Raw genomic sequence first — 25,077 nt, 5'->3', positions numbered from 1 at the left:
TCACTGCCTGCTGACCGACCGGGTGATGCCCGCGGCGATCGTCGTCGCGAGCAGCCACCCGGTCGCGATGAGGAGGTACGACAGCCACTGGTACCAGCCCTGCGGATTGAACGCCCGCTCCTGCCCGAAGTCGACGATCGGCAGAAGCAGGTCCAGTGTGTAGACGAACGGACTGAACGGCGGAGCCTCGTCCGCCTTCAGCGGGCTCGGATGATGCAGCGCGTACACCAGCGCCCCGGCCAGCAGCAGCGAGAAGAGCCAGGCCGCGGCCCGCACCGGCCGGAAGCCGTACCCGACGGTGACATCCTGGAGATGCCCCCACAGCCGTGCGTACGCGGGCAGGGTGGCACGGTGTCTGCGCTGCTTTGCGAGGAGCACCGTGCGCGCCGCGTCGTCGTCGCCGATCCGCCGGTACGCCTCCGTCAACTGCTCGTACGCGTACGGCACATAGCCCTCCTCCTCCCGTTCGAGCAGCGGCAGCCGCCGCTCGGCCGGCAGATGGGGGAGGAGCGTGGCGTACGTCAGCCCGTCGAGCCGGACCTGCTCCGGCCAGACCGATGGGGTGGCATGGATGAGGTCGGCCTTCGCCCGGCGCAGATTCACTCTGCCGTCGATCGGGGCGGCCTCCCGGAGCCAGAGTTCGCCGATCGTGCTACTGCTGGCACGGAGCGCCACGCCGCCGGGGTTGGACAGCCAGGCGTACGCGAGGTTGAGCTGCCCCGGTATCCGGGCGCCGCGCAGATCGACCCGCCCCTGGACCCGGATCCGCATCCCGTGCAGATCGGAGCCGACACCGAGATTCTCGGCATGCAGTGCGGTCGCCCCGGGGTTGCACAGGTGGGCGTCGTCGAGCAGGATCTGCCCGGTCACGGCGGCGCCGCCGAGCCGGGTCTCGCCGTGCACGACGAGACCGGGCCACCACAAGTCGTCCTCGACGACCGCGTGATTGAGCTGCAGCACCGCCTCGCCGTTGGGCGCGGTCGTACCGTCCGCGTTCACTCCGATGCGGGTTCGGTCGAAGAACAGGGCCTGGGCGATCTTCGAACCGCCGAGCCGGACCGGGCCGGAGATCCGGCAGTCGGTGAGCCGCAGTACGCCGTCGACGTGGACGGTCGCCGCGGTCAGTCCCGGCAGCACCGAACCGCTCAGCGCCAGCTGCCGCAGCCGCGCGCCGTACAGGTTCGGCGCCTGGTCGAACCGGCATCCGGACAGCGCGACCGCGCACTCCGTGGTCACGTACCGGATGTTCAGAGCGCCGGTGATCCGTGCGCCCAGCACCCGCAGAGCGGGCACCTGCCCGTCCTCCTGCGGGCCGCCGACCAGCAGCGCCCTGAGCACCTCGGCACGTACCGTGCGCTCAGGACCCCAGCTGTCCCCGGTCTCCGGATCGTCCTCGGCCGCCACCCCCGTACGGAAATCGACGGCTGTGCCGCGCGGGAAGGCGTCCCGGACACGGCGCTCGGCGGCAGTCAGCTCGGTGATCTCCATCGGCGGGACTCTGGCCCGCAGCCCGACGGAGTGTCAACCCCCCGCTGCTCCGCCCCGTGTTCAGCCGCCCAAGGCGTGTCCGGTCGTCGCGTCGACATGTCCGGGTACGTCGTCGTGCCGGTCGCCCACCGTCGACGTACCGGACGGCTCGAACAGCAGCAGCGAGGCACCGTCCGCCGAGAACGGCTTGTGCCAGGTGGAGCGCGGGACGACGAACACCGCGCCCCGGTCGAGCGTGACCATGCGCTCGCCGCCGTCCTCGCGCAGGACGATGTCGAGTGTGCCGTCGAGGACGAGGAAGAACTCGTCGGTGTCGTCATGGACGTGCCAGACATGCTCGCCCCGGACCTTCGCGACCCGTACGTCGTAGTCGTTGACGCGGGTCACGATCCGCGGGCTCCACAGGGTCTCGAACGTCGCGAGGGCCTCGCTCAGCAGGATGGGGTCCGGACCGGCCTTCGTCGTGTCATCGCTCATGATCCCCATCCTCGGCGCCGGGCCCCACGAAGGGTGAGTGCTATGAATCGCATATGGCGCAAGAATCCTCGCATCGGGTCGTGATGATCGTCTCGGCCGGTTCCAACCCCTTCGAGATGGGCGTGGCCACCGAACTCTTCGGGCTGCGCCGCCCTGAGCTGCCCGTGCCCTGGTACGACTTCGCGCTCTGCGCCGAGACCCCGACCGTGCGGATGCACCAGGGTTTCTTCCAGCTCGGCGGGGTCGCCGGACTCGAAGCCGTCGACCGGGCCGACACCGTCATCGTTCCGAACCGCCCCGACCCGGAAACCGACCCCGCCCCGGCCGTCCTCGACGCGATCCGACGCGCCGCCGACCGGGGCGCCCGACTGGTCAGCTTCTGTACGGGCACGTTCACGCTCGCCGCCGCCGGTGTGCTGGACGGACGCCGGGCCACCACCCACTGGAGCTGGGCCGGCGCCTTCACCGCCCGCTTCCCGCAGGTCCGACTCGACCCCGATGTGCTGTTCGTCGACGACGGGCAGGTGATCACTGCGGCGGGCAGCGCCGCCGCCCTCGACACGGGCCTCCACATCGTCCGGAGCGATCACGGCGCGGAGATCGCGGCCGCCGTCAGCCGCCGGCTGGTCTTCGCGGTCCACCGCGACGGCGGCCAGCGCCAGTTCGTCGAGCACCCGCTGCCCGAGGTCCCCGACACCTCGCTGGGTCCGCTGCTCGCCTGGGCGGAGGAGCGCCTCGGGACGGAGCTCACGGTGACCGGCCTCGCCGCCCGCGCCGCCGTCAGCCCCGCCACCTTGCACCGCCGCTTCCGCGCCCAGCTGGCCACGACACCGCTCGGCTGGCTGACCGAGCGGCGGATCACCCTGGCCTGCCGGCTGCTGGAGCGCGGCGAGGAACGCCTCGAGGTGGTCGCCCGAGCCAGCGGGCTCGGAACGGCGACGAACCTGCGCGCCCAGCTGCGCCGCCGTACCGGGCTCACCCCCACCGAGTACCGACGCAGGTTCACCCTGACGCACTGACCCGGTCCCGCCGCAGGTCACAATGGACGCATGTCCCGACGCAGCACACGCCCCCGGCAGCCCTCCGCCGCAAGCACCCGGACCGCCCCGGAGAGCTCGATCACTCCGGCTTCGCCGTGCCCGTGCGGCCTGCCCGCCACGTACGCGGACTGCTGCGGACGGTTTCACGCAGGGACCGCCGCCGCGCCGACCTGCGAGGCGCTGATGCGTTCGCGGTACGCCGCCTTCGTCGTCCAGGACGCGGCGTATCTCCTCCGCACCTGGCACCCGGACACCCGGCCGCCCGTCCTCGACTTCGATCCCGGCATGCGCTGGGTGCGCCTGGAGATCCTGGAGACGACGGACGGCAGCGCGTTCCACACCACGGGCACGGTCACCTTCCGCGCCCACTACATGGACCACGGCCGACCGGACTCGCTCCATGAGAAGAGCCGGTTCGTCCGGCACGAGGGTGCCTGGGTCTACGAGACAGCGGTCTTCGTCGACTGACGGCTGCCCGTGCCCGGCTCAGTTGAAGACGGACACCCGCCTGCGGTGGAGCGTCGGCTTCTCGGCCTCGTCCAGAAGCGTCACCGCGAGATCCGCGTACGGCAGATGCGCCGACGGAGTCCCGGACACGCCCTCAATGAACTCCGCGGCCCGCTGGCCGTCGCGTCGGGCGACATCGGTCCGCAGCACGTACATGACGCCGGCGAGGGCTGCTCGGTCGGGAACGCGCAGTCGCCCGGGGTAGCGGTGGCGCCGTTCAGGCGAGGGTGGCAACAGTGGCGCCACCCGCTCCCCCAGGTCGTCCGGAACAAGATCAGCACGCACGCGGACACCCCGCCCACCGAGTCCTCCAGGGGCAGGACCCGCAGCTCGACTTTGTCCCGCAAGGTGTCTGGTGGTGAATTGGAGGGGGCGAATCGGATCAGTTCAGCTGTGGTGGGGCCCAGGCGTGGTGACGAAGGATCATGCGGGTTGCGAGGTGGGAGGGTGTCAGCCTCATTGCCGTGTTCCGCAGGGCGACGGCCAGTGGGTGGGAGAGCTGCTGGCCCATCCGCCCGGCCTGCCGGGCGGCCCGCGCGACTGCCTGGCTGCGCGGTCGGCGCTCGGCGTCGTAGCGGGCGAGCGCGGCTTCGAATCGCACTCACACCCTGCTGACCTGCGTCGACGGACTGGTCTTCGACCGGTTGGTGAGCGGCGGCGACGTACCGCGCGAGGCCCTCGGAGGCCTGGTCGCCGCTGCCCTACGTGAGGACCCGGACATCCACGGTCCTGCTCGAACTGGCCTGCAGCCTCATCTGCCTCCGCCGCCCGCGCCCTCATTCTGAAGCGATCAGCAAGGGCTGCCCCGTGATCCCCGGCGGGCGCACGACGACAGCTGCGGCACCTCGCTGCGTTGTCGGAACGCCCGAATGCACCCACCCGCGTGACGGTGATCGAATCGTGCGGCCTGCCGCGGGCGAGTGTTCGACCATGCGATGCGCGTCTGAATTGCGCTGCTGGGGACTGTCCCGGCGGGAGTCCTGCTCCCTGCTGAGCGTCGCCGGGGACCTGAGGGCCACAAAGATGGTGAACGGCGTGAAGGGCGCGCGCTTCGTGCTGAGCAAGAACGTCATCCACGAGGCGCGGTGAGCTCGCGTTCGCTCACCTTCGAGTTGGGTATACCAAGACCGGCCCCATCGAAGGTGTCAATGCGTGGATTATTCGGGATTGGTGGGACGGGATCTTGTCTGTCTCACTCATTTGGTATACAAAAAGTGGGCCGGAGGCAGGTATCAAACGCCCAGGAGTCCGCCATGTGTGTCGAGTCAGTCCCACCCCCCTCGAGCCGGGTCACCCGTCGCGGAGTGCTGGCCGGTGCCGCCGCCCTGGCCGGCACCGCCGCCGCGCTCAGTGCCGCGCCCCAGGCCTTGGGTGCCACCCCGAAGGGCGCCCAGCGCACCGGGGACCTGATCATCGAGGGCGGCACGCTGCTCGACCCGAAGACCGGTGAGGTCACCGAGGACGCGGTCGTCGTGATCCGCGGCGGAGTGGTACGTGCAGCCGGGGCCCGCGGTCGTGTGGACACGCCGGACGGCCTGCCGCGCCTCGACGCACAGGGTCGCTGGGTGCTGCCCGGTCTGGTGGACGCGCACATCCACATCAACACCGTCGCCGAGGCACGGGACGCAGTCCGCCAGGGCGCGACCAGCGCACGCAGTGGCTCCACCAACTTCTACCAGGACATCGCCGTACGGGAGTTGGCCCGTCGGCTGCCTGAATCGGCGCCCAGGCTCAGCGCCGCGGGCGTCTTCGTCACGCCCGACCTCGGCGACACGATTCTCGCCGACCCGGACCTCACCCCCCTGGCCCGCCTGAAGGACGGCGTGCGGTCGGCCGAGGCGCTGCGCCGCGTGGTCGAGGTGAACCTCTCCCGTGGCGCCGACGTGATCAAGACCCGCGTCAACGAACGCGCCGGCCTGCCCGAGCAGGACCCGCTCGCACAGGTGTACTCGTACGAGCAGCTGTCCGAGATCGTGTCCGCCGCACGGCGTGGCGGCAAGGGTGTCCTCTGCCACAGCTATAGCCGCCAGGGCTGCCACGACGCCGTGACCGCGGGCATCCGCTCCCTGGAGCACGGCGTCTTCGTCGGGGAGCACACGCTCCACGAAATGCGCCGCCGGGGCACGTACTTCACCCCCACCCTCACGGCCATCGCCGGGCTCGCCGACTCCGACAACCCGATCCTGGCCGAGCGCGGGCGCACCTACCTGCCCGTACTCAAGCGTGCCGTGCTTGACGCGCACGAGATGGGCGTACCGCTGGCGGCAGGCACCGACTCCTCCGGCGGCCGGGTCCGCCCCATCGGCCGGGAGGTGGAGCTGATGAAGGAGTCCGGCCTGTCCGCGCTGGACGCCATCCGTACGGCGACCACGTCCGCTGCCCGACTCCTCGGCCAGGAGCGGACCCTGGGCCGGCTGGCCCCCGGATTCAGCGGTGATGCCGTCCTCCTGTCCGGTGACCCGCACAAGGATGTGTCCCTTCTCAAGACGCCGGTCCGCGTCGTCCGACAGGGCCTCCCGCTCTGACCCCGCTGCACTCACTCGACCCCAAGGAGTCCTCGCACATGACGTCCCGTACCTCAGCGGCCGACCCGTCCACGGCATCCACATCGGCTCGCGCCGACGCCGGGACAAGACCGCTGAGGGACGTGGTCTTCCGCAATGTGCGGCCCTTCGGGGCGCGCGAGCCGGTGGATCTGGTCGTGGTCGACGGCCGGATCGGCGAGGGTGCGGCTCCTGCGGGGGCCGATGTGATCGACGGTGACGGCCGGATCGCCCTGCCGTCCTTGGTGGATGCGCACATTCACCCGGACAAGACGACATGGGGTGGTGAGTGGGTGTCGCGCAAACCGGCCGGTTCGATCGCCGAACTTGCCGAGCAGGACGCGGAGTTGTTCCGCAGCCAGCGGCGTCCGGTGGGGGAGCGGGCGTACGGCCTGATGGCCCACGCGGTGACTCGAGGCACCCGTGCGATGCGTGCGCACGCGGATGTCGCCCCGGCCTACGGGCTGGCGTGCGTGGAAGGGCTCGCCGAGGCTCGTGAGCGCCTGAAGCATGCCCTGGATGTGTAGACGGTGGCGTTCCCGCAGCACGGTGTCATCCGCACACCGGGTACCGCGGACCTGCTCAAGGAGGCGGTCCGCAGCGGGGTCGTGGACTTCATCGGCGGCATCGACCCGATCAGCTTCGACAACGCCATGGACGAGCAGCTGGACCTGGTCTTCGGTCTCGCCGACCGCTACGGCGTCGGGGTGGACATCCACCTCCATGACCGCGGCGACAAGGGCATGCCGGTCCTGCGCGGCATCATCGACCGCACCCGGGCGCTGTCCCTGCGCGGCAGGGTCACCGTCAGCCATGTTTTCTGCCTGCCGTCCCTGTCCGACAGTGAACTGACAGGTATTGCAAAGGACTTGGCCGACCTCGACATCTCGCTGACGACTGTCGCGCCGAGTGCGTCGCTGGTGCTGCCGGTCGCCAAGCTCCGTGAGCACGGTGTACGGGTCGGTCTGGGCTCGGACGGGGTGCGCGACTCGTGGAGCCCGTTCGGGAACGCCGACATGCTGCACCGTGCGCACATCCTGGGCTGGGTGACCGGCGTGCGCCTGGACCAGGAGCTGACGGACTGCTTCGAGGCGGGCGCGTACGGCGGCGCCGAGGTGATGGGTCTGGACCGGGCCGACCTGCGGCCCGGCTCGCCGGCCGACTTCATCCTCGTACGCGGAGAAGGGCTGCCGCAGGTCGTGGTGGACATGCCCACCCGTGACCTGGTCGTCCATGGCGGCCGGGTCGTCGCCCGCGACGGAAAGCTGGTCCAAGACCGTCTGTAGTCGCATGCTGCGGCAGGCGGTGCGTCACTTGCGCAGCAGTCGGGCGATCTCGTCGTAGCCGCGCTCCTCGGCGTGCTCGAGCGCCGTCGTGCCGGACTTGTCCGCGATGGACCTGTCCGCGCCTCCGTCCAGGAGGAGCTTCACGGACTCCTGGTGGTCCTCTCCGCCGTCGCCGAGGATGACGGCCTCCAGGAGGGCGGTCCAGCCGAGGTTGTTGACATGGTTGACGTCGACGTCGACGTCGATGTCCGGGTTGGTGGTGACCTCCCGGATGTAGTCGACGTGACCGTGCTCGCCGGCCGGGATGAGGGACGTGCCGCCGTACCGGTTGACGATGGTGTAGTCGGGGTCGGCCTTCGCCAGGGTGCGGGCCATGGCGGCGCTGCCGCTCACTCCGGTCACCAGCCAGGGGGTGTCGTGCTGCCGGTCCAGGGCATCGGGGTCCGCGCCCGCCTCGACGAGTACCTCGGCCGCCTCCACATGGTCGCCGGTGGCCGCGAGGAGCAGCGGGGTGCGACGGTCGCTGTCGCGCGTCTCCAGGTCCGCGCCCCGCTTGATCGCGCTGCGTATGGCGTCGGCGTCACCGGAACGTGCGCCTTCGAGCAGGTCCCGGCTCGCGGCCGGGTCGGCGGCCGAACGCTTGGGGGAGGCCGAGCGTTCGACCTTGTCCTTGGGGGATGCGGAGTCGGTCCTGCCCGCCGACGGTTTCTGCCGGGCGGAGGCGTCACCGTCGGACTGCGTGCTGCACGCGGTCGCGAGTACGGCCAGGCCGGCGAGGGAGACGAACAGGCGGGTGGTGCGGCCCAGAGAGGCCATGGGGTTCCTCTTTCGGTGCGGTGGGGGAGCTGTGGTGGGTGACGTCCTTGGAGCTGGGGTGGCGGAGTGCTTCGGTGACCGGGGCGTGGGTGCGAGGGGCAGTACGGTCCATGCTCGGTCCGCGCATAGGCCTCCGTCGTCGCTGAACCGGTTGGAGATGAGGGGACGTGGGGACGACCCGCGGGTCAGCCGATCGGTTGATGCGGGGGACGTGGGCGCTCATCGTTCCGCGACTCGCTCGCAGGGGGCGGTCCCTCCGGGCAGTCAGGGCGGGACCGCCCCGCCGGCGGGGCGGACGGCGCTGTGGTGGTTGACCAAATCGTTCAGGCGGTGGGTGCGCCCTCGATCCGTCGACTGCCGCCGTTGTGCTTCTGCCACAGCCGGTAGACGTCGACGGCGGAGTCCTGCGGGTCGTACCGCATCGGCAGTCGGCGCTCGGTGTAGTCGCGGGCGAACTCGCCGTAGAAGGTGTCGAGCTCGAAGTACTTCCGGTCGTCCACGTAGTGCGGCTCGTAGGCGTCGCGGGTGGTCAGGAAGACGACCTCGTCCGGCGAGCAGTAGTACAGCGAGCCCAGGCACATGGGGCATGGGTGGGCGAGCACGTAGATCGTGCTGCCGGTCAGGTGCTCGGTGCCGAGCCTGGTGCAGGCCTCGCGGATGGCGAGGATCTCCGCGTGTGCGGTTGGGTCGGAGGTCTGCGCGACCTTGTTTCCGCTCTCGGCGAGGATCTTTCCGTCCTTGACGATGACGGTGGCGAAGGGGCGTCCGCCCTCTTCGACGTTCTGGCGGGCGAGCTCGATGGTGCGCTGCGCGAAGTCCATGGGGTCCTCCGGGACTGCCTCTCGGCTGTGGGGCGGGTGGTGCTTCGGGGTGGTGCTTCACGGAAGCAAGGGGGAGACGGTGGGCCGGGAGGGGTGCTGCGGCCCACCGCCGTCATGGGGCCTTCGGCGTGCGCCGGTGGTCGAACCCTGACGTACGCCGTCACCGACCTATGGTCAGAAAGGCTTGGTCGGCAGGTACTTACCGTCCAGGGTGATGACGGCCCGCTCGCCGCCCTCGGGGTCGGCGACCTTCTTCACGTCGAGCTTGAAGTTGATCGCGCTGATGATGCCGTCGCCGAACTGCTCGTGGACCAGGGCCTTGAGGGTGGTGCCGTAGACCTGGAGCATCTCGTAGAAGCGGTAGATCGTCGGGTCGGTCGGGATGCCGCCGGGGATGGAGCCACGGGTCGGGATGGTCTGCAGGAGCAGCACCGCGTCCTCGTCGAGGTCGAGGAGCTTGCCGACCGCCTTGGCGGAGTCCTCGGGCAGCGCGTGCTGGCCCAGTACGGCGGCCGTCACGAAGGCCACGGACAGACCGGCCGCGTCGGCGATCTCCTGCCACGTCAGGTCCTTGCTGGTCTTGGCCGCAACAGCGGCCACGGACACGGCCTCACGGGCGGTGGGGGAGAACTGGGCGTGAATCATGAGGGTTTCCTTTCCTAGGCGCCGGCCCGGGGGAGGCGCGGCAGGTGAGGGGGAGAGCGGGAACGGACCGGCCGGGCGTCAGGCCGCCGCGGAGGCGCGATCGACGTCGTCGAGCGTCTCGACCGACCCGGACGCGATGTCGAACATCCAGCCATGCAGCGAGAGTTGCTGCTCGGCGAGCGCGCGGGCCACCGAGGGGTGGGTGCGCAGGTTCTGCAGCTGGGCGACCACATTCGCGCGTACGAGGGTGGTCACCCTGGACTCGGCCGATGCGGCGGGAGCCGCGGTCGCCCGAGCCCTGGCGCGGGCCGCGTCCGCATGCCGCAGCCAGTCCGCGATCACCGGGGCCGCGCTCAGGTCGTGCCCCTCGGCCAGGGCGGTCATCGCACCGCAGGCCGAGTGACCGCACACGACGATGTCGGTCACACCGAGTACGGCAACGGCGTACTCGATGCTCGCTGCGACACCGTCCGCGCCAGGCGCGTAGGCGGGAACCAGATTGCCCGCGGTCCGGATGACGAACAGCTCGCCCGGTTCGCTCTGCGTGATGAGCTCGGGAGTCACCCGGGCGTCGGAGCAGCCGATGAACAGCGTCTCAGGCCGGTGATGCGTGGCCAGGTGGGCGAAAAGCTGCTGCTTGGCGGGAAACACGGCACGGCGGAAATGCGCGATGCCGGCTGACAGATGGTGCATTCGTTCACTCCCCTCGGGTGGCCGGCCGCCCTTGCGGGCCGACGTCATTCACCATGCATGAACCGCACCTATAGTGTCCAAGACTTGATATCCATGCCTGCTATAGATGACATCTATGTGCGTGCCGGCGGGTGTGCAGGGCCGAGTGCCAGCGGTCGTTCGTACGGTGCGTGGCATGACGGGGATCGCGTAGGCGCGGGGGGACGCCACCGAACGCCCGGGGAAGGCCGCAGCCGACGGGAAGTCCTGACCAGGAGGGACCGTGCCCCCACACCTATAGTTCGGGCCATGGGTCCCGAGCTACGCCACCTCCGCTACCTGATCGCGGTAGCCGAGCACGGCAACTTCACCCGCGCCGCCGAGGAGCTGCGCATCTCTCAGCCCACGCTGTCCCAGCAGGTCAAGCAGCTGGAGCGAGTGGTCGGCGTCCAACTGCTCGACCGCAGCGGCCGCAGTGTCCGGCTCACGGACGCCGGCGACGCCTATGTGCACTACGCCAGGCGGGCTCTGCGGGACCTCGCGGCGGCCGACCGTGCCGTACTCGACGTGGCAGACCTGTCCCGGGGCCGGCTGCGGCTGGCGATGACACCGACGTTTACGGCCTACCTCATCGGCCCGCTGGTGCAGGAGCTGCACACCCGCCATCCCGGGATCACCCTGGAAGTGCGGGAGATGACACAGGATCGCATCGAGGCAAGCCTGTTGGCGGACGAGATCGACCTGGGGATCGCGTTCGAGGCGCCACATCCCGCCGGCATCAGCGCACACGCCTTGTTCACCGAGACCCTGAGCCTGGTCGTCGCGGCCCATGACGCGGATTCCGCGGCGCGGGAGCCGATGCCGCCCAGCAGGTTGGCCGAGCAGCGTCTCGCGCTGCTCAGCAATGACTTCGTCACGCGCGGACACATCGACAGCTACTTCACCGAGCACCGCATCAACCCGCCCATCGCCGTGGAGGCCAACTCCATTCAGGCCCTCATCGAGATCGTGCAGCGCACCCCCTTGCTGGCCACGGTGCTGCCGGACGCCATCACGCACGACCATCCGCACCTCACAACGATCGCCCTCGATCCGCCCCTGCCCGCGCGTCGAGTGACTCTCCTGCGCCGCGACAGCGCGTACCAGAGTGCGGCGGCTCGGGCCTTCACCCGGCTCGCGAGCCGCCTGGTGCGGGAGCGGGGCTACACACCCTCCTGACCGTGACGGGTGCGGTCGGCGGCGTATTAGCGGTATACCAAACCCGACGTTCCTCGACGTGATGAGAGAATGAGCGGCATGGCAGGTTCTGAAGGCTTCGAGCCCGAGTCGGATCGGGTCACTCGTCAGTTGCGCGACGACATTCTCGATGGTGTGCGTCGGCCCGGCAGCAAGCTCGTCGAGCGTGAGCTGGCCGCCGAGCTCGGAGTGAGCCGGCTGCCCATCCGCGATGCCCTGAAGGCACTGGTGACGGAGGGCCTTGTGACGCCCCGGCCGCGGACCTGGGCGGTGGTGCGGGAGTTCAGCCCCACCGACGTCTCGGACCTGGGCGAGGTGCGTTCCGCGCTGGAGACGCTGACGTTCCGGCTGGCGGCTCAGCGGCGTACCCGCGCGGGGCTGGAGAAGCTGCGCGCCGACCTCGATGCCGAGCTGGAGGCGGCGCAGCGCGGAGACGCCGTACAGGCGAGGCGCGCCGCGGCCGACTTCCACGAGACAGTGACGTCACTGGCCGCGAACGAGCTGCTGAGCGAGCTGGAGCGCACCCTTCGCAGCCGCATGCGCTGGCTGCTCAGCCGGCACGACGACCTGCTGGGTGTGGCGAGGGAGCACGAGAATCTCTACGACGCGATCGTGGCGCGGGACGTGCCGCGCGTCGAGGAGCTCGTGCTGAAGCACCTGGAGATGGGCCGCAGCGCGGCTGCGGCCCATCTGCGGTCCTCCAAGGAGTAGGCGGAGCCGGTCGGTTGAGCGACACGCGGGCGCTCGTGAGGCGGCTTGTACGAAGGTGAACCCCTTCGCGTGCATCAAGGTGATTCCCTCGGCGCACGCGAAGGAGATCCCTCAGCCACACGCCAAGGTGATCCCCTCGGCTCAGACGAAGACGATCCCATCGGCGACATCGGAGCGGATCTCCGTGCCGACCCGTCGCGCCAGGAGGTCGTCCAGGCGGTCCAGCGGGCCGATGAGCGCGCGTCCGCCGGCCTTCGCGACCCGCACCGCGGCATCCACCTTCGGCTTCATCGACCCTTCGGCGAAAGCCAGCTCGGAGATGGCTTCCGGTGAGGCCGTGAGGATGTCCCGCTGCTCGGGCGTCCCCCAGTTCTCGCTGACGTAGTCGCCGTCCGTGAGCATGACCAGCATGTCCGCCTTGAGTTCGGCGGCGAGGGCGGCGCTGGCGAGGTCCTTGTCGACGACCGCCTGCAGACCGGTCTGGCGGCCCTTGCTGTCGGTCTTCACGGGCACACCGCCACCGCCGACGCACACGACGAGCCGGTCGTTCTCCAGGAGGGTGCGGACGAGGGGGGCCTGCACGATGCGCAACGGGTGGGGCGAGGGGACGACGCGGCGGAAGCCTGCGCCGTCACGCGCGATGGTCCACCGGTACTCGGCCGCCGCGTCGGCGGCGTCGTGGGCGGAGTACATGGGGCCGATCAGCTTGGTGGGGTGGCTGAACGCGGGATCGGACTCGTCGACCTCGGTGGTCGTGAGGACCGCCGCGACCTCGCGCCGGCCACCCAGTGCGTTGGAGAGCTCCTGCTGGATGACGTACCCGATCATGCCCTGTGTCTCCGCGCCCAATATGTCGAGCGGGTACGCAGCGACGTCCTGGTAGGCCAGGTTCTGCAGGGCGAGCAGGCCCACCTGCGGGCCGTTGCCATGGGTGATGACCACCTCGTGCTCGCCGGCGAGTCCGGCGAGTGCCTCACAGGATGCCCTGACGTTCGCACGCAGATGGTCCGCCGTCATCGGCTCGCCTCGCCGTGCCAACGCGTTGCCTCCGAGAGCCACGACGATGCGCATGGACTCCTCCTCCGACTAGTTCGCTTCCGGCTGCAAAATGGTATACCAGTCTCCAGTGGTTGAGGTTAAGGGGCGCAGCGCGCCCTGGCGGTCCGGTCGGACAGGAGGGGTGGTGGTATCGGTGAGCGCGACTACGCTTCTGCGCCCGTGTTCCGGTGATGCCGTGCTCCTGGCGCACCTGCGCACGCTCAGGGGGTGCGGGAGTGTGGAGAGCGTCTTTCGGGGCGTGATCAACCTGTTGTTGCCGGATGGCGGGCTGATGGCGCTGGCTGTGCGGGGGAGTGGGGACGCTCCCCGGACCCTTGTCGTGGACATCGCGCACTGGCTCGACCGTGGGGTGGAAGCGGGTCGGGCCGTCGAGTTCGGCCCGGACGGCATCGCCCTGCAGGGCGCTTTCGGTGGCCTTCGGGTCTCCGTGCGGGGGGCCATAAAATGGCATCCCATTCTGCCGCGTCTTGACTCCCTGACGCCGTCAGAGCTGGCAGTTTCGGCCCGGGCCCTGCACCACCTGGTGTCCGTCGACGGCGAGCCCGGTGGGATGCTCGGCGCTTCGCCGGGTGCTGCGCCGATGGAGGTGGCTGTCTGCACGGCGCTGGAGCACGGACGCGATGCGCTGGTGCGGGCCGTACGCTCCTCTGACACCGTCGGCATGCGCGACGCTGTCCTCGCCCTCCTGGGCCTCGGCCCCGGACTCACCCCGGCCGGCGACGACTTCCTCACCGCCATCGCCCTGCTGTCGTCGCTCGACGGCAGCGGGCTCGGTTTGTTCGCCCGGGTACTCCACGACGTACTCGACGAGCAGCCCGGCCGTACGACGCTGTTGAGTACGACCACCCTGCGTGAGGCACTGTCAGGACGCTTCCGCGCCGAACTGGTTGATGTGTTGTGCTCCCTGGCCGCAACCCCCGGGCAGAGCGAAGTGCAGGCGATCGAAACCGTCCGAGCCCCGGTCCGCCGCGCGTTGGCCCACGGCCACACCTCCGGCACCGACACCTTGTCCGGTCTGGTGGCCGGGCTTCACCTGGAGAGAGAACTGCGAGGTTCGCTGTGAGCATCACAGCAGTCGTCAAGAAGAACACCTACTTCGACTCTGTATCCCTGATGGCCATCTCGACGAAGGCGAACAGCCTCGACGAGGTTAAGCAGGCCTTCGTGGCCATGGGCACGGAGATGAACAAGGGGGTGCTGGGCAACCTCGGCCTGCTCACACCCGAACTCGAGGCCGCGGGCAACGGCGACCTCATGGTCGTGGTCGAAGCCCGCGAGGGAGCCGGCGCCGACGAGGTCCTCGCGCGTGTCGAGGAGCTCCTCCAGCGCAAGGCGTCCGCCACGGGCGAGGCGACCATCACCCACCGGACCATCGCGGCCGCCGCGCAGGACAACCCGGCCGCCAACCTCGCCGTGATCGCGGTCAACGGCGCCTACGCCGGCCGTGAGGTCCGCAAGGCCCTTGAGAATGACCTGCACGTACTGCTCTTCAGCGACAACGTCCCGGTCGAGGAGGAGGTCGCCCTCAAGGAACTGGCCCACGAAAAGGGCCTGTTGATGATGGGCCCGGACTGCGGCACCGCGATCATCAACAATGTCGCCCTGTGCTTCGGCAACGCCGTCCGCCCCGGCTCGGTCGGCGTGGTCGCCGCATCGGGCACAGGCGCGCAGGAGGTCAGCGTCCGCATCCACGCCCTGGGCGCGGGTGTCTCGCAGCTCATCGGCACCGGCGGTCGCGACCTGAGCGAGCAGGTCGGCGGCATCATGATGATCGACGGCATCCGGGCGTTCGCTGCCGACCCGGCCACCAGCGTGATCGTGCTCGTCTCCAAGCCGCCGGCCCCCTCGGTCGAGAAGAAGGTGCTTGCCGAGATCGCCACCGCGGGCAAGCCCGTCGTCGTCTACTTCGTCGGAGGCTCCGAAGAAGCGGTCGTCGCGGCCGGCGGACACTTCGCGTCCGGCAGCCAGGACGCCGCCCTGCAGGCGGTACGTCTCGGCGTGAACCCGGACGCGGCAGTCGAGCCGCTCGACACGCGCCGGATCGACGAGGTCGCCGCTCTCTTCAAGCCGGAACAGCGGTTCGTACGCGGCCTGTTCTGCGGCGGCACCCTGTGCGACGAGTCGATGTACGCGATGCTCGAGAGCGGCGACGACGTATGGAGCAACATCCAGAAGGACCCCGGGCGCCGGCTGACAGCCGACAGCCCCAGCACGGGGCACACCTTCCTCGACTTCGGTGACGACGACTTCACCAACGGCCGCCCGCACCCCATGATCGACCCCTCCCTGCGGCTGGCCCGCCTGGTAGAGGAGGCCAAGGACCCGGAGGTCGCCGCCGTCGTCATGGACTTCGTCCTCGGCTTCGGCGCCCACGAGGACCCGGTCGGCGTCACCCTGCCGGCCATCGAGCAGGCCAAGGGGATCGCCGCCGAAGCGGGCCGCCACCTGGAGATCGTCGGCTACGTCCTGGGCACGGACCTCGACACCCCGGCGCCGGCCGACCAGATCGCCGCCCTGCAGGCAGCCGGCGTCACCGTCACCCGCAGCAGCACCGAGACGGGCCAGTTCGCCCGTGCCCTAGCCCGGAAGGTCAAGCACGCATGAGCAACCGCATCACCAGCCTCTTCGAGAGCGACCTCGACGTCGTCAACGTCGGTCTGGCCATGTTCGACGAGGACATCGCCGCCCAGGGCGCCAAGGTCACCACGCTCGACTGGACGCCGCCGGGTGGAGGCAAGCCCGAGATCCTCGCCGCCCTCGACGCCCTGGAGGTCCCGGAGGTTGCCGCGCGGATCGGGGAGGCCAACGCCCTCGCCGTCGAACGGATCGCCGACTCGCAGCCCATGCTGACCGGTTTCGGCCGCGCCATCGACGTCGTACCCGGCATGACCCCGACGACGATCCTGCACGCGGGACCGCCCATCACCTGGGACCGCATGGCCGGAGCGATGAAGGGCGCCGTCACCGGTGCGCTCGTCTTCGAGGGCCTCGCCGCCGACCTGGAAGGGGCCGCCGCACTCGCCGCCTCCGGTGAGATCACCTTCTCGCCGTGCCACGAGCACGACTGCGTCGGCTCGATGGCCGGAGTCACCTCCGCGTCGATGTACATGCACATCGTCCACAACGAGACGTACGGCAACACGGCGTACACCAACCTGTCCGAGCAGATGGCGAAGATCCTCCGCATGGGGGCGAACGACGAGTCGGTGATCGAGCGGCTCGTCTGGATGCGCGACGTGCTCGGCCCCATGCTCAAGGAAGCCATGGAGATCGGCGGCCCCGTCGATCTGCGGCTGCTGCTCTCGCAGGCGCTGCACATGGGCGACGAGTGCCACAACCGCAATATCGCGGGCACCCTGCTGCTCCTGCAGGCGCTCGCCCCGTCCCTGCTGCAGACCGGCTTCACCACCGAGCAGAAGAAGGAAGTCTTCGACTTCATCGCCAGCTCGGACTACTTCTCCGGCCCGACGTGGCTGGCCATGGCCAAGGCCGCCATGGACGCGGCCCATGGCATCGAGGGCTCGACCATCGTCACCACGATGGCCCGAAACGGCGTCGAGTTCGGCGTACGGGTCAGTGGCCTGGGCGGAAACCAATGGTTCACCGGGCCCGCCCAAAAGGTCGTCGGCCCGATGTTCGCCGGATACAAGCCGGAGGACTCCGGCCTCGACATCGGCGACAGCGCGATCAGCGAGACCTACGGCTTCGGCGGCTTCGCCATGGCCACCGCGCCCGCCATCGTGGCCCTCGTCGGCGGCACCGTGCAGGAGGCCATCGGCTTCACACGCCAGATGGGCGAGATCACCACGGCACAGAACCCCAACGTCACCATCCCCATGCTCGACTTCCAGGGCATCCCCACCGGGATCGACGTACGCAAGGTCCTGGCCACCGGGATCCTGCCGGTCATCAACACCGCGATCGCCCACAAGGAAGCGGGCATCGGCATGATCGGCGCCGGCATCACACACCCGCCCGTCGAGGCCTTCGAGAAGGCCGCCAAGGCCCTCGCCGACTCCCTCATCTGACCACGCGCCAGGTCCTTGTCGTCCCACTCCCGTCCGCCCTCCCGGCGACCACGGGAGTGGGACGACAGGACCTGCCCCACCTCGGAGACTCGCCCATGGACAGTCGTATACCCGTCGCGGCCGATGCCGCGCACCCGAGCACAGAGCTCGACTCGGAGTACGAGCACAGCCCCGTTCCCCAGGAACGGCGTAAGTCCCTCCTGACCGTGTCGGCCGTGTGGTTCGGATTCCCGATGATCCTCACCAACGCCGTACCCGGCGGGGTCGTCGTCGCCGTCCTGGGCTTCTGGCGCGGGCTGGCCGCCGTCCTCGTCGCCAACCTCGTCATGTTCGTGTACGTCGGTCTGCTCAGCTATCGAGCGGGCAGCACCGGCGAGAACTTCGCCCTCCAGGCAACGAAGACCTTCGGCCGCGTCGGTCATGTCGTCGCCTCCGGCTTCCTGGCCACGATCGTCGTGGGTTGGTTCGCCTTCAACACCGGTGCCACCGGAGCGACCCTCAACCAGGCCTTCGGTTGGCACGAACAACTCGTCGCCGTACTCGCGGGCGCGGCCTTCGTCGCGATCACCTATCTCGGTATCCGTGCCCTGTCGTGGCTCGGTGCCGTCGCCGCGCCGCTGTTCGTCATCGTCGGCCTGATAGCCATCGTCATCGTGTCCCGGGACCACAGCCTGGGTGCGGTGCTCGACTACCAGGGCGTCGCACCGGACAGCGCCATGACGTTCGGCGCGGCCGTGTCGCTCATCATGGCGACGTTCGCCGACTCGGGCACGATGACCGCCGACTTCACCCGATGGTCCAAGAACGGCAAGCAGGCCGTCCTCGCCACCGCGACCGCGTTCCCGCTGGCCAGCATGGTCGCCCAGATCACCGGCGGCATTGTCGTCGCGGCCGGTGCCATCGCCTCCGCAGCCACGGTCGGCGGCAACTTCCTGCCGATCCTCACCGGTGACCACGGCCTCCTCCTCGACGCCCTCGCTGCCGTGTTCGTCTTCGTCAACCTCGGCTCGGTGTGCAGCCACTGCCTCTACAACGGGGCGCTCAGCTGGTCGCACCTGACCCGTACCAAGATGCGGATCACGACCCTCGTCCTGGGCATCATCGGCACTGCCGCCGCCCTCGCCGGCGTATGGGACCACTTCCTCGACTGGCTGGTCGTCCTCAGCGTCTTCGTCCCGCCCCTCGGCGGCGTGCTCATCGCCGATCAGGTGATTCTGCGCAGCCGCGTCGACCGGCGCCCCACCACTGCCGTACGGCCCACGGCCTTCGCCGCGTGGGCCGCCGGCGCCATGGTGGGCGGGCTCGTGCACTGGTATGCGCCGCAGTTCTCGGACGCAGTGAGCGGCCTCGTCGTGGCCGTGGTCGCGTACGTGGTTCTGGAGCGGGTCCTCACGAGGCCGGCGGCCGCGCGATAGATGGCCTCCCCTCCCAGGAACCACACCGTTGCGACACCCACAGCCCCGAGAGCGACCAGGGCCCTGTCGTCCCTGCAGAGCAGCACCAGCTTCCGGTGGCTGTGGGTGTCCAACCTGTTCTTCTTCTGCGGGGCCTGGACGCAGACGCTGATCATGGGCTGGCTCGTCTTCGAGACGACCCGCTCCGAGATGCTCCTCGCCGTGTTCACCGCGGTGCGCCTGGCCCCGATGCTGTTCGGCCCGTTCGCCGGTGTGCTGTCGGACCGATACGACCGGGTGCGCCTCCTCGCCCTCGCCTGCTCCTGGGCGTTGGGCGCGGTGGCGGTGGTGGCGACGATGGAGTCGTTCTTCCGGGTTCCGTACTGGGCGCTGGTGCTCGGCGGGCTTGCCATCGGTCTGGCACAGTCGCCGTCGCAGCCCGCCCGTTTCGCGTTGGTCCTCGATCTCGTGGGACGGGAGAACCTGAGCAACGCGAACGCCCTGAACGCCATGGCGATGAACATGACCCAGGTCGTCGGACCGGCCATCGGCGGCGCGATGATCAGCACCCTGGGTGCACCCGAGGCCCTCTGGATCTCAACTGCCTGGTACGGGGTGTCACTTGCGGCCCTGTGGCCGCTCCGCACCAGCGGCGGACGCACGACCGGGGTCGCATCCGGTTTCGGCCCCGGGTCCTTCGTCACGATGCTGCGCGCCGGCGTCCGTACCGTGCTCACCAACCGGCTCGCCACGAGCGTCCTCCTTGTCACACTCGCCGCGAACGTCCTTCTGTGGCCCATCTACCAGGCGTTCATGCCCGTCTTCGCCCAAGAGGCATTGGGTCTCGACGCCGCGGGCCTGGGCTGGCTCCTGACCTGCAGCGGCGCGGGCGGACTCGTCGGCTCGCTGGTCATCGCCACGCTCGGCGACTTCAGGTTCAAGGGCGGCCTGTTCGTCTTCGGTACGGCGACGTGGGCGTCCCTGTGGTCACTCTTCGCGCTGTCCCACAGCGTGACTCTCTCCTTCGTCCTGATGGCGTGCATCGGCGTGATGAGCGCGTCCTTCGGCGTACTGCAGACGACCCTGCTGCTCATGGTCACCGAACCGTCGGTCCAGGGGCGCGTCCTGGGAATCCAGGAACTGGCCATCGGTGTCATGCCGTTCGCGTCGCTGGGTCTCGGCGCGGCGGCGCAGTGGGCCGGAGTGGGGACGACCACGTTCCTGAGCGCACTGCTGCTGGTCGCGGTGCTTGCGGTGCTCGCGCTCTGTGTTCCTCAGCTCTGGAGGTACAGCGGAGACGAGGCCGCATAGTCGCGCGCATTCCCCCCGTTCCCGCGCCACGAGACGTCGGCCGTGCATCACCTCCAAGGGCTGTCCCACCCCGGTAGTGGCCACGAACGCCGGCATTCCGCAGCCGATGGCGATGCCCGAGATCATGGCGGTCTGCGGGCCGAGTTCCCCAGCGCCGTGACCGGCAAAGCTTGCCGGTCACGGCACTGGCCCAGGAAGGTGTTGCGCTCCTTCCGCACCCGGTCGTAGAGATCGCGGAGCCACGGCTGCCGGACGGCCGGCAGCCTCGCCGGCGTGTTCAGGAACACCTGCTTGTCCGGCCGTAATGTGTACATCGGGTGGGGCGGCAGCGGATAGTCGTCGCGGAGGACGCCGTCCGGCAGCGTGCCGGACGCCGGAATCGGCGAGGTCTCCCGGGGGAAGGCCAGATACGCCCAGACCTCTGTGGCCAGCGGCACCGTCGCCCCGGCGCCGGACGGCCGCCACGGCTCACCGGTCCGCGGATGCCGGGGGACGAGAGTGTCCCATCACCCTGCGCAGCGGGAATCGTGCGCCGATGCGGCCAACACCTCGCGGCCGGGTGCGCCGGCGGACACGTTCTGATCGACGACGAGAGCGTGCCGGACGTTGTGGGCCGAGTTGCTCGGCGTGAACTCGTGATGTCCGGCGGGCGAGTGGTGGTCCGGACGGCGAGCTGCAGTTCTCGTCGTCGGGACGGGCAAGGGCTGTTGCTCGCGAGCTCAGCGGCGTACCAGGGCCAGTTGGTCGGCGACGACGACGCCGTCGTGCAGGACGGTGCGGTCGGTGCCGCGGTCCATCACGGCACTGGCCGGCGTCTCGCCGTCGACGAGCAGCAGGTCGGCACGGTCGCCGACGGCCAGGCCGGGGCGGTCGGCGGTCCCGGACAGCCGGGCGACGTCGTGACTCATGATCGAGGCTCCGCCGACGGTTGCGACCGCCAGCGACATTTCGATCAGATCGTCGCGGCGGAAGTTGTTGGTGAATGCGAGTTGCCAGGTGCGATCGAGCATGTCGCAGTTGCCGTACGGGCTCCAGTAGTCGCGCTGGCCGTCCTCGCCCAGGCCCACCCGGACACCGGCCTCCGTCAGCGCCACCAGAGACAGCTGTCCGCGGTCCGGTGGTGCCACGGTGGCCATCGCGATGTCCAGCTCGGCGAAGTCGTCGATGATGCGGCGGCTCACCGATTCGGAGACCGAGCCCAGCTCGTAGGCGTGGGACATCGTGACCTTGCCCTGCATGCCCACTGCCCGGGTGCGCTCGAGCACCAGATCGGTGGAGAACACCCCGAGATGACCCGGCTCGTGCAGGTGGATGTCCACCTCGACCTGGTACTTCTCGGCCAGCCCGAACACGATGTCCAAGTGTCCCTTGGGATCCCGGTCGAGGCTACAGGGATCGATGCCGCCAATCACCTCGGCGCCCGCCTTCAGCGAGGCCTCCAGGTAGTCGACGGTGCCCTTCTCACGGAGGATGCCGGCCTGCGGAAACGTCATGATCTGGACGTCGGCCTGACCGGCGAACTTCTCCTTCGCGGCCACCACGGCATCGAACTTCTCGAGCTTGCAGTCCACGTCCACCTGCGCGTACGACCGCACCCGGGTGGTGCCGCGGGCGATCATCTGCTCCAGCGTGCCGGCGACCCGTTCCATGAGGGGAACCTCTGCGGTGCGCCAGTTCTGCCGGTCGTTGAGCATCATCGTCCAGACTCCCGGGCCGCCGGTGTGCGGCCGGAACGGCAGGCCGATCCGGGTCGAGTCCAGGTGCACATGCACATCGCTGAACGAGGGCAGCAACAGCCGGCCACGGCCTTCGACCACCTCGCCGGCCGGCTGCGCGGCCGGGTCGTGCGGTCGGATTGCCGCGATGCGATCGCCGGACAGGTCGATGTCGCTGCGCCGGCCACCCCACGGACGGACGTCACGGATCAACACTGTTGTCACCTTTCTGTTGTGCGGTAGGGCTGTTCACCCGGATGCGGAACGGGTTATCGGGTTGTCGTGGCCAGTGCCTCGGCTGCGACATCGGTGTGATGGCAGGCGATGTCGCCGCTCGGCACACTGTCGTTGCACAGCTGCCGGCGTTGTGGGTCCAGCCGCGGATGCACCGGACACCGGGACCGGAACACGCAGCCGCGCGGCGGGTCGGCCGGGCTGGGCAGATCTCCGGACAGCCGGATCCGCCCGCTCCGGTCTGCCGCCGGGTCCGGTTGTGGGACGGCGGACAGCAGCGCCTGGGTGTAGGGATGTTCCGGAGCGCCGAAAACCCTTGCGGTGTCTCCGTATTCCATGATCTTGCCCAGGTACATCACCGCGATGCGGTCGGCGAAGTGCTGGACCACGGACAGGTCGTGGGCGATGAAGAGGTACGCAACCCCGGTGTCCCGCTGGATGTCCTCAAGCAGATTGATCACCTGCGCCTGCACCGAGACGTCCAGCGCGGATACCGGTTCGTCGCAGATGATCAGCTGCGGGTCCAGGGCGAGCGCCCGGGCGATGCCCACGCGCTGCTTCTGGCCGCCGGAGAACTCGTGCGGGAAGCGGTTGTAGTGGTCGGGGCGCAACCCCACCCGGTCCATCAGATCCCGCACCTTGGCCTTGACGCCGCCGGCCGGCGTGACCCGTTGGGCCAGCAGCGGTGCGGCGATCGCGCTGCCCACGGACTGACGCGGGTTGAGGGAGGACGAGGGATTCTGGAACACCATCTGCACCCGGCGCCGGTACTCCTGCAGGTCCGACCGGCGCAGTTCGGCGATCTCCCGGCCGCCGAGCTGGATGCTCCCGGACGTGGGCGCCAGTAGCCGCATGAGCAGTCGGCCGGTGGTCGACTTGCCGCAACCGGACTCTCCCACCAGCCCGAGGGTCTGCCCGGCGTCGACCGAGAAGCTGACGCCGTCAACCGCCTTGATCACGCCGCCGGCGGACCGGAAGGCGCGGGAGCGGATCGGGAAGTGTTTGGTCAGGTCGGTGACCTGCAGCAGCGGCGTCATCGGACCACATCTCCGGTCGGTTGCAGGATCTCGAGGTGGCACCGCGACGGGTGCCCGTCGGGTCCGATCAGGGTCGGCCGGCGCGTACCACAGGCGTTGTCGGGCACCAGGTGTGTCTTCGGACAGCGGTCCGCGAACAGGCAGCCGTCGGGCAGCGCCAGCAGAGACGGCGGGAAACCCGGGATCGGGTTGAGCCGCTCGGACCGCCTTGCCAGTGACGGCATCGAAGCCAGCAGTCCCTGGGTGTAGGGGTGTCGCGGGTCGCTGAACAGGTCGGCGACGGTCGCCTGCTCCACGCACTCCCCGCCGTACATCACCACGACCTGGTGACAGACCTCGGCGACCACGCCGAGGTCGTGGGTCACCAGGATCACCGAGGCCCCGGTCTCCTCCTGCAGCTCGCCCAGCAGATCGAGGATCTGGGCCTGCACGGTGACGTCCAGCGCGGTCGTGGGTTCGTCGGCGATCAGCAGCTCGGGTTCGCAGACCAGCGCCATGGCGATCATCGCGCGCTGCCGCATGCCGCCGGAGAACTCGTGCGGGTACGCCGAGTATCGGCGGCTCGGGTCGGGAATCCCGACCCGGCCGAGCATGTCGATGGCGACCTGCGCCGCGGCCTTCCTGGACACGTCGTTGTGTACCCGATAGGCCTCGGCGATCTGCACCCCGACCGGGTAGAACGGGTGCATCGCCGACAGTGGGTCTTGGAAGATCATCGCGATCTTCGTGCCCCGGTGGGCACGCATCTGTGCCTCGGTGAGCGCGTTGAGATCCTGTCCGTCCAGGAGGATCTGCCCGGTGACGGTGGCCGAGGTGCCCTTGAGCAGCCCCATCAGCGCCTGGCTCGTGACGGTCTTGCCGGAGCCGGATTCGCCGACGATTCCGACGGTTTCCCCGCGCGCCAGGGTCAGGTCCATGCCGTTGACCGCGTGCACCACGCCGTCGTCGGTCGGGAAGCTCACCCGCAGGTCGCGGATGGCGAGCATGGGCGCGGCTTCGGGCGTGGTCATCAGGCGACCCTCACTCGCGGGTCGATCACCGCGTAGACGATGTCGACCAGGACGTTGGCGACGATGATGAAGAACGCGGCCATCATGGTGATGGCCATGGTGACTGGCAGGTCGCCGGCCTGTGCGGCGTGCACCGCGGTGAATCCGACACCCGGCACCGAGAAGATCTGCTCGGTGAGCACAGCACCGCCCAACAGGCCGCCGATGTCCAGCCCGAGCATGGTGACCACCGGAGTGATGCCGGCCCGCGCACCGTGCTTGAACACGATGTGCCGCCGGGACAGGCCCTTCGAGCGCGCGGTGCGCATGAAGTCCTCGCCGAAGGTCTCCAGCATGTTGCTGCGGGTGACCCGGATGTACTGCGTGCTGAACAGCACGGCCAGTGCCACCCAGGGCAGCAGGTAGTTCAAGAACCAGCCGCCCGGACCCGCGGCGCCGAACGGTGAGGCGATCTCATTCGTGGTGAACGGCAGAAGTTTCAGCGTGCTGACGAACAACAGCAGCAGCAACAGGCCGGTTACCGGAATGGGGAGGGACACCCCGACCGAGGCTGCGCCGACGATCAGCTTGTCGGTGAACCGGCCCTTGCGCAGTGCCGCGAGCAGGCCCAACCCGACGCCGGCGACGGTCCACAGCACGATCGCACCGCTGGCCATCGACAGCGTGTACGGCAGGGCTCGCTCGATGATCGTGGTGACATCCTCGTTGGTCTGGAAGGACTTGCCCAGACACGGCCAGGAGCACAGGGTTTCGGCTCCCGGCGCGCCGACCATGTGGCTGCCCAGCAGCCCAGACATGTAGGTGAGGTACTGGGTGAGGAACGGTTTGTCCATCCCGAGCGCGACCCGGGCCTCCGCGATGCGTTGCGGAGTGCACTCCTGACCGCAGGCCGCGGCGGCAGGGTCCGCCGGACCGAGCTGGAACAGACTGAACGTCACGAAGCTGATGACAAACAGAAGCACGATCATCGCGACGAACCGCCGCATCAGGAAACCGGTCATGAGCGCGACCTGCCGGCTCGGGATGAACTCACCGTTCCACCTCTCT

23 protein-coding genes and 4 pseudogenes are annotated in these 25,077 nt (G+C 69.4%); 13 read left to right on the top strand and 14 right to left on the bottom strand.

All coding sequences use genetic code 11. From position 1 onward, the window contains the following. Together OG972_RS06765 and OG972_RS06760 are read right to left on the bottom strand one after the other, a co-directional pair. On the bottom strand, window positions 1-1,488 hold the full coding sequence (locus OG972_RS06765) for a membrane-associated oxidoreductase (protein WP_266979216.1): 1,488 nt from the start codon (window positions 1,486-1,488) through the stop codon (window positions 1-3). A 60-nt stretch (window positions 1,489-1,548) separates the two neighbouring features. Beyond that, window positions 1,549-1,965: a cupin domain-containing protein gene (locus OG972_RS06760; protein ID WP_266979214.1), complete on the bottom strand. Its 417-nt coding sequence runs from the start codon at window positions 1,963-1,965 to the stop codon at window positions 1,549-1,551. Window positions 1,966-2,018: 53 nt separating this feature from the next. Between OG972_RS06760 and OG972_RS06755 the strand changes: the two genes are divergently transcribed. Both OG972_RS06755 and OG972_RS06750 read left to right on the top strand, forming a co-directional pair. Further along, on the top strand, window positions 2,019-2,984 hold the full coding sequence (locus OG972_RS06755; RefSeq protein ID WP_266979212.1) for a helix-turn-helix domain-containing protein: 966 nt from the start codon (window positions 2,019-2,021) through the stop codon (window positions 2,982-2,984). Window positions 2,985-3,014: 30 nt separating this feature from the next. Next, window positions 3,015-3,473, top strand: coding sequence for a YchJ family protein (locus OG972_RS06750; protein ID WP_266979210.1), 459 nt, complete (start codon window positions 3,015-3,017; stop codon window positions 3,471-3,473). Between the two features lie 177 nt (window positions 3,474-3,650). On the opposite strand, the pseudogene OG972_RS06745 reads toward OG972_RS06750, so the two are convergent. Together OG972_RS06745 and OG972_RS06740 are read right to left on the bottom strand one after the other, a co-directional pair. Further along, a pseudogene (locus OG972_RS06745) lies at window positions 3,651-3,797 on the bottom strand (IS5/IS1182 family transposase); the annotation flags it as partial. A 97-nt stretch (window positions 3,798-3,894) separates the two neighbouring features. Further along, a pseudogene (locus OG972_RS06740) lies at window positions 3,895-4,104 on the bottom strand (FAD-dependent oxidoreductase); the annotation flags it as partial. A 1-nt stretch (window position 4,105) separates the two neighbouring features. Between OG972_RS06740 and OG972_RS06735 the strand changes: the two are divergent. The 4 genes and pseudogenes from OG972_RS06735 to OG972_RS06720 form a co-directional block, all read left to right on the top strand. Further along, window positions 4,106-4,297: pseudogene (locus tag OG972_RS06735) on the top strand (hypothetical protein); the annotation flags it as partial. A gap of 145 nt (window positions 4,298-4,442) precedes the next feature. Continuing rightward, complete coding sequence (locus OG972_RS06730; protein ID WP_266979208.1) at window positions 4,443-4,601, top strand: hypothetical protein; 159 nt, start codon at window positions 4,443-4,445, stop codon at window positions 4,599-4,601. 164 nt (window positions 4,602-4,765) lie between these two features. Next, complete coding sequence (locus OG972_RS06725; protein WP_266979206.1) at window positions 4,766-6,037, top strand: amidohydrolase family protein; 1,272 nt, start codon at window positions 4,766-4,768, stop codon at window positions 6,035-6,037. A gap of 38 nt (window positions 6,038-6,075) precedes the next feature. After that, window positions 6,076-7,341: pseudogene (locus tag OG972_RS06720) on the top strand (amidohydrolase). Between the two features lie 24 nt (window positions 7,342-7,365). Here the strand turns inward: OG972_RS06720 and OG972_RS06715 are convergent. From OG972_RS06715 to OG972_RS06700, 4 genes are all read right to left on the bottom strand, one after another. Next, window positions 7,366-7,947: an ankyrin repeat domain-containing protein gene (locus OG972_RS06715; protein WP_266990310.1), complete on the bottom strand. Its 582-nt coding sequence runs from the start codon at window positions 7,945-7,947 to the stop codon at window positions 7,366-7,368. A gap of 533 nt (window positions 7,948-8,480) precedes the next feature. After that, on the bottom strand, window positions 8,481-8,978 hold the full coding sequence (locus OG972_RS06710) for a nucleoside deaminase (protein ID WP_266979204.1): 498 nt from the start codon (window positions 8,976-8,978) through the stop codon (window positions 8,481-8,483). A 174-nt stretch (window positions 8,979-9,152) separates the two neighbouring features. Further along, on the bottom strand, window positions 9,153-9,623 hold the full coding sequence (cynS, locus tag OG972_RS06705) for a cyanase (protein WP_266979202.1): 471 nt from the start codon (window positions 9,621-9,623) through the stop codon (window positions 9,153-9,155). Window positions 9,624-9,701: 78 nt separating this feature from the next. After that, window positions 9,702-10,316 carry a carbonic anhydrase gene (locus OG972_RS06700; RefSeq protein WP_266979200.1) on the bottom strand — a complete coding sequence of 205 codons (615 nt, stop codon included), beginning with the start codon at window positions 10,314-10,316 and terminating at the stop codon, window positions 9,702-9,704. A 288-nt stretch (window positions 10,317-10,604) separates the two neighbouring features. On the opposite strand from OG972_RS06700, the gene cynR reads away from it, so the two are divergent. Continuing rightward, the gene (cynR, locus tag OG972_RS06695; protein WP_266979198.1) at window positions 10,605-11,513 is read left to right on the top strand and encodes a transcriptional regulator CynR; all 909 of its coding nucleotides are present in this window, start codon (window positions 10,605-10,607) and stop codon (window positions 11,511-11,513) included. Between the two features lie 78 nt (window positions 11,514-11,591). Then, entirely contained in the window at window positions 11,592-12,242 is a 651-nt protein-coding gene (locus OG972_RS06690) for a GntR family transcriptional regulator (protein ID WP_266979196.1), read from the top strand. A 141-nt stretch (window positions 12,243-12,383) separates the two neighbouring features. Here OG972_RS06690 and OG972_RS06685 read toward each other — a convergent pair whose 3' ends face one another. Then, window positions 12,384-13,313, bottom strand: a complete 930-nt coding sequence (locus OG972_RS06685; RefSeq protein WP_266979194.1) for a carbamate kinase — start codon at window positions 13,311-13,313, stop codon at window positions 12,384-12,386. 205 nt (window positions 13,314-13,518) lie between these two features. On the opposite strand from OG972_RS06685, the gene OG972_RS06680 reads away from it, so the two are divergent. The 5 genes from OG972_RS06680 to OG972_RS06660 all read left to right on the top strand — a co-directional run bounded on the left by OG972_RS06680 (window position 13,519) and on the right by OG972_RS06660 (window position 20,034). Next, entirely contained in the window at window positions 13,519-14,364 is an 846-nt protein-coding gene (locus tag OG972_RS06680; RefSeq protein WP_266979192.1) for a DUF2877 domain-containing protein, read from the top strand. Next, complete coding sequence (gene fdrA, locus OG972_RS06675; RefSeq protein ID WP_266979190.1) at window positions 14,361-15,905, top strand: acyl-CoA synthetase FdrA; 1,545 nt, start codon at window positions 14,361-14,363, stop codon at window positions 15,903-15,905. Before OG972_RS06680 ends, fdrA begins: the two co-directional genes overlap by 4 nt. Beyond that, on the top strand, window positions 15,902-17,329 hold the full coding sequence (locus OG972_RS06670; RefSeq protein ID WP_266979188.1) for a DUF1116 domain-containing protein: 1,428 nt from the start codon (window positions 15,902-15,904) through the stop codon (window positions 17,327-17,329). The genes fdrA and OG972_RS06670 overlap by 4 nt, the downstream gene beginning before the upstream one ends. Before the next feature lie 95 nt (window positions 17,330-17,424). Continuing rightward, complete coding sequence (locus tag OG972_RS06665) at window positions 17,425-18,744, top strand: cytosine permease (protein WP_266979186.1); 1,320 nt, start codon at window positions 17,425-17,427, stop codon at window positions 18,742-18,744. After that, window positions 18,745-20,034, top strand: coding sequence for an MFS transporter (locus tag OG972_RS06660; RefSeq protein ID WP_266979184.1), 1,290 nt, complete (start codon window positions 18,745-18,747; stop codon window positions 20,032-20,034). 122 nt (window positions 20,035-20,156) lie between these two features. Here the strand turns inward: OG972_RS06660 and OG972_RS06655 are convergent, their stop codons facing one another. From OG972_RS06655 to OG972_RS06635, 5 genes are all read right to left on the bottom strand, one after another. Next, entirely contained in the window at window positions 20,157-20,471 is a 315-nt protein-coding gene (locus tag OG972_RS06655; RefSeq protein ID WP_266979182.1) for a hypothetical protein, read from the bottom strand. A gap of 282 nt (window positions 20,472-20,753) precedes the next feature. Then, the gene (locus OG972_RS06650; protein WP_266979180.1) at window positions 20,754-21,965 is read right to left on the bottom strand and encodes an amidohydrolase family protein; all 1,212 of its coding nucleotides are present in this window, start codon (window positions 21,963-21,965) and stop codon (window positions 20,754-20,756) included. Window positions 21,966-22,018: 53 nt separating this feature from the next. After that, complete coding sequence (locus OG972_RS06645) at window positions 22,019-23,020, bottom strand: ABC transporter ATP-binding protein (protein ID WP_266979178.1); 1,002 nt, start codon at window positions 23,018-23,020, stop codon at window positions 22,019-22,021. Further along, on the bottom strand, window positions 23,017-24,030 hold the full coding sequence (locus OG972_RS06640; protein WP_266979176.1) for an ABC transporter ATP-binding protein: 1,014 nt from the start codon (window positions 24,028-24,030) through the stop codon (window positions 23,017-23,019). The genes OG972_RS06645 and OG972_RS06640 overlap by 4 nt, the downstream gene beginning before the upstream one ends. Continuing rightward, complete coding sequence (locus OG972_RS06635; RefSeq protein WP_266979174.1) at window positions 24,030-25,031, bottom strand: ABC transporter permease; 1,002 nt, start codon at window positions 25,029-25,031, stop codon at window positions 24,030-24,032. The genes OG972_RS06640 and OG972_RS06635 overlap by 1 nt, the downstream gene beginning before the upstream one ends. Window positions 25,032-25,077 lie beyond the last annotated feature (46 nt).

The organism is Streptomyces sp. NBC_01669, from assembly GCF_026339735.1.
GTDB lineage: Bacteria > Actinomycetota > Actinomycetes > Streptomycetales > Streptomycetaceae > Streptomyces > Streptomyces yanii.
This window is presented reverse-complemented; position numbering and strand designations above follow the sequence as displayed.

Excerpts from the sequence above, each read along its gene's own strand:
- cynR (WP_266979198.1), top strand. The coding sequence starts at position 10,605 with ATGGGTCCCGAGCTACGCCACCTCCGCTACCTGATCGCGGTAGCCGAG.
- OG972_RS06760 (WP_266979214.1), bottom strand. The coding sequence starts at position 1,965 with ATGAGCGATGACACGACGAAGGCCGGTCCGGACCCCATCCTGCTGAGC.
- OG972_RS06690 (WP_266979196.1), top strand. The coding sequence starts at position 11,592 with ATGGCAGGTTCTGAAGGCTTCGAGCCCGAGTCGGATCGGGTCACTCGT.
- OG972_RS06725 (WP_266979206.1), top strand. The coding sequence starts at position 4,766 with ATGTGTGTCGAGTCAGTCCCACCCCCCTCGAGCCGGGTCACCCGTCGC.
- OG972_RS06665 (WP_266979186.1), top strand. The coding sequence starts at position 17,425 with ATGGACAGTCGTATACCCGTCGCGGCCGATGCCGCGCACCCGAGCACA.
- OG972_RS06640 (WP_266979176.1), bottom strand. The coding sequence starts at position 24,030 with ATGACCACGCCCGAAGCCGCGCCCATGCTCGCCATCCGCGACCTGCGG.
- OG972_RS06685 (WP_266979194.1), bottom strand. The coding sequence starts at position 13,313 with ATGCGCATCGTCGTGGCTCTCGGAGGCAACGCGTTGGCACGGCGAGGC.
- OG972_RS06670 (WP_266979188.1), top strand. The coding sequence starts at position 15,902 with ATGAGCAACCGCATCACCAGCCTCTTCGAGAGCGACCTCGACGTCGTC.
- OG972_RS06700 (WP_266979200.1), bottom strand. The coding sequence starts at position 10,316 with ATGCACCATCTGTCAGCCGGCATCGCGCATTTCCGCCGTGCCGTGTTT.
- OG972_RS06750 (WP_266979210.1), top strand. The coding sequence starts at position 3,015 with ATGTCCCGACGCAGCACACGCCCCCGGCAGCCCTCCGCCGCAAGCACC.
- cynS (WP_266979202.1), bottom strand. The coding sequence starts at position 9,623 with ATGATTCACGCCCAGTTCTCCCCCACCGCCCGTGAGGCCGTGTCCGTG.
- OG972_RS06730 (WP_266979208.1), top strand. The coding sequence starts at position 4,443 with ATGCGATGCGCGTCTGAATTGCGCTGCTGGGGACTGTCCCGGCGGGAG.
- OG972_RS06645 (WP_266979178.1), bottom strand. The coding sequence starts at position 23,020 with ATGACGCCGCTGCTGCAGGTCACCGACCTGACCAAACACTTCCCGATC.
- OG972_RS06635 (WP_266979174.1), bottom strand. The coding sequence starts at position 25,031 with ATGACCGGTTTCCTGATGCGGCGGTTCGTCGCGATGATCGTGCTTCTG.
- OG972_RS06765 (WP_266979216.1), bottom strand. The coding sequence starts at position 1,488 with ATGGAGATCACCGAGCTGACTGCCGCCGAGCGCCGTGTCCGGGACGCC.
- OG972_RS06660 (WP_266979184.1), top strand. The coding sequence starts at position 18,745 with ATGGCCTCCCCTCCCAGGAACCACACCGTTGCGACACCCACAGCCCCG.
- OG972_RS06755 (WP_266979212.1), top strand. The coding sequence starts at position 2,019 with ATGGCGCAAGAATCCTCGCATCGGGTCGTGATGATCGTCTCGGCCGGT.
- OG972_RS06710 (WP_266979204.1), bottom strand. The coding sequence starts at position 8,978 with ATGGACTTCGCGCAGCGCACCATCGAGCTCGCCCGCCAGAACGTCGAA.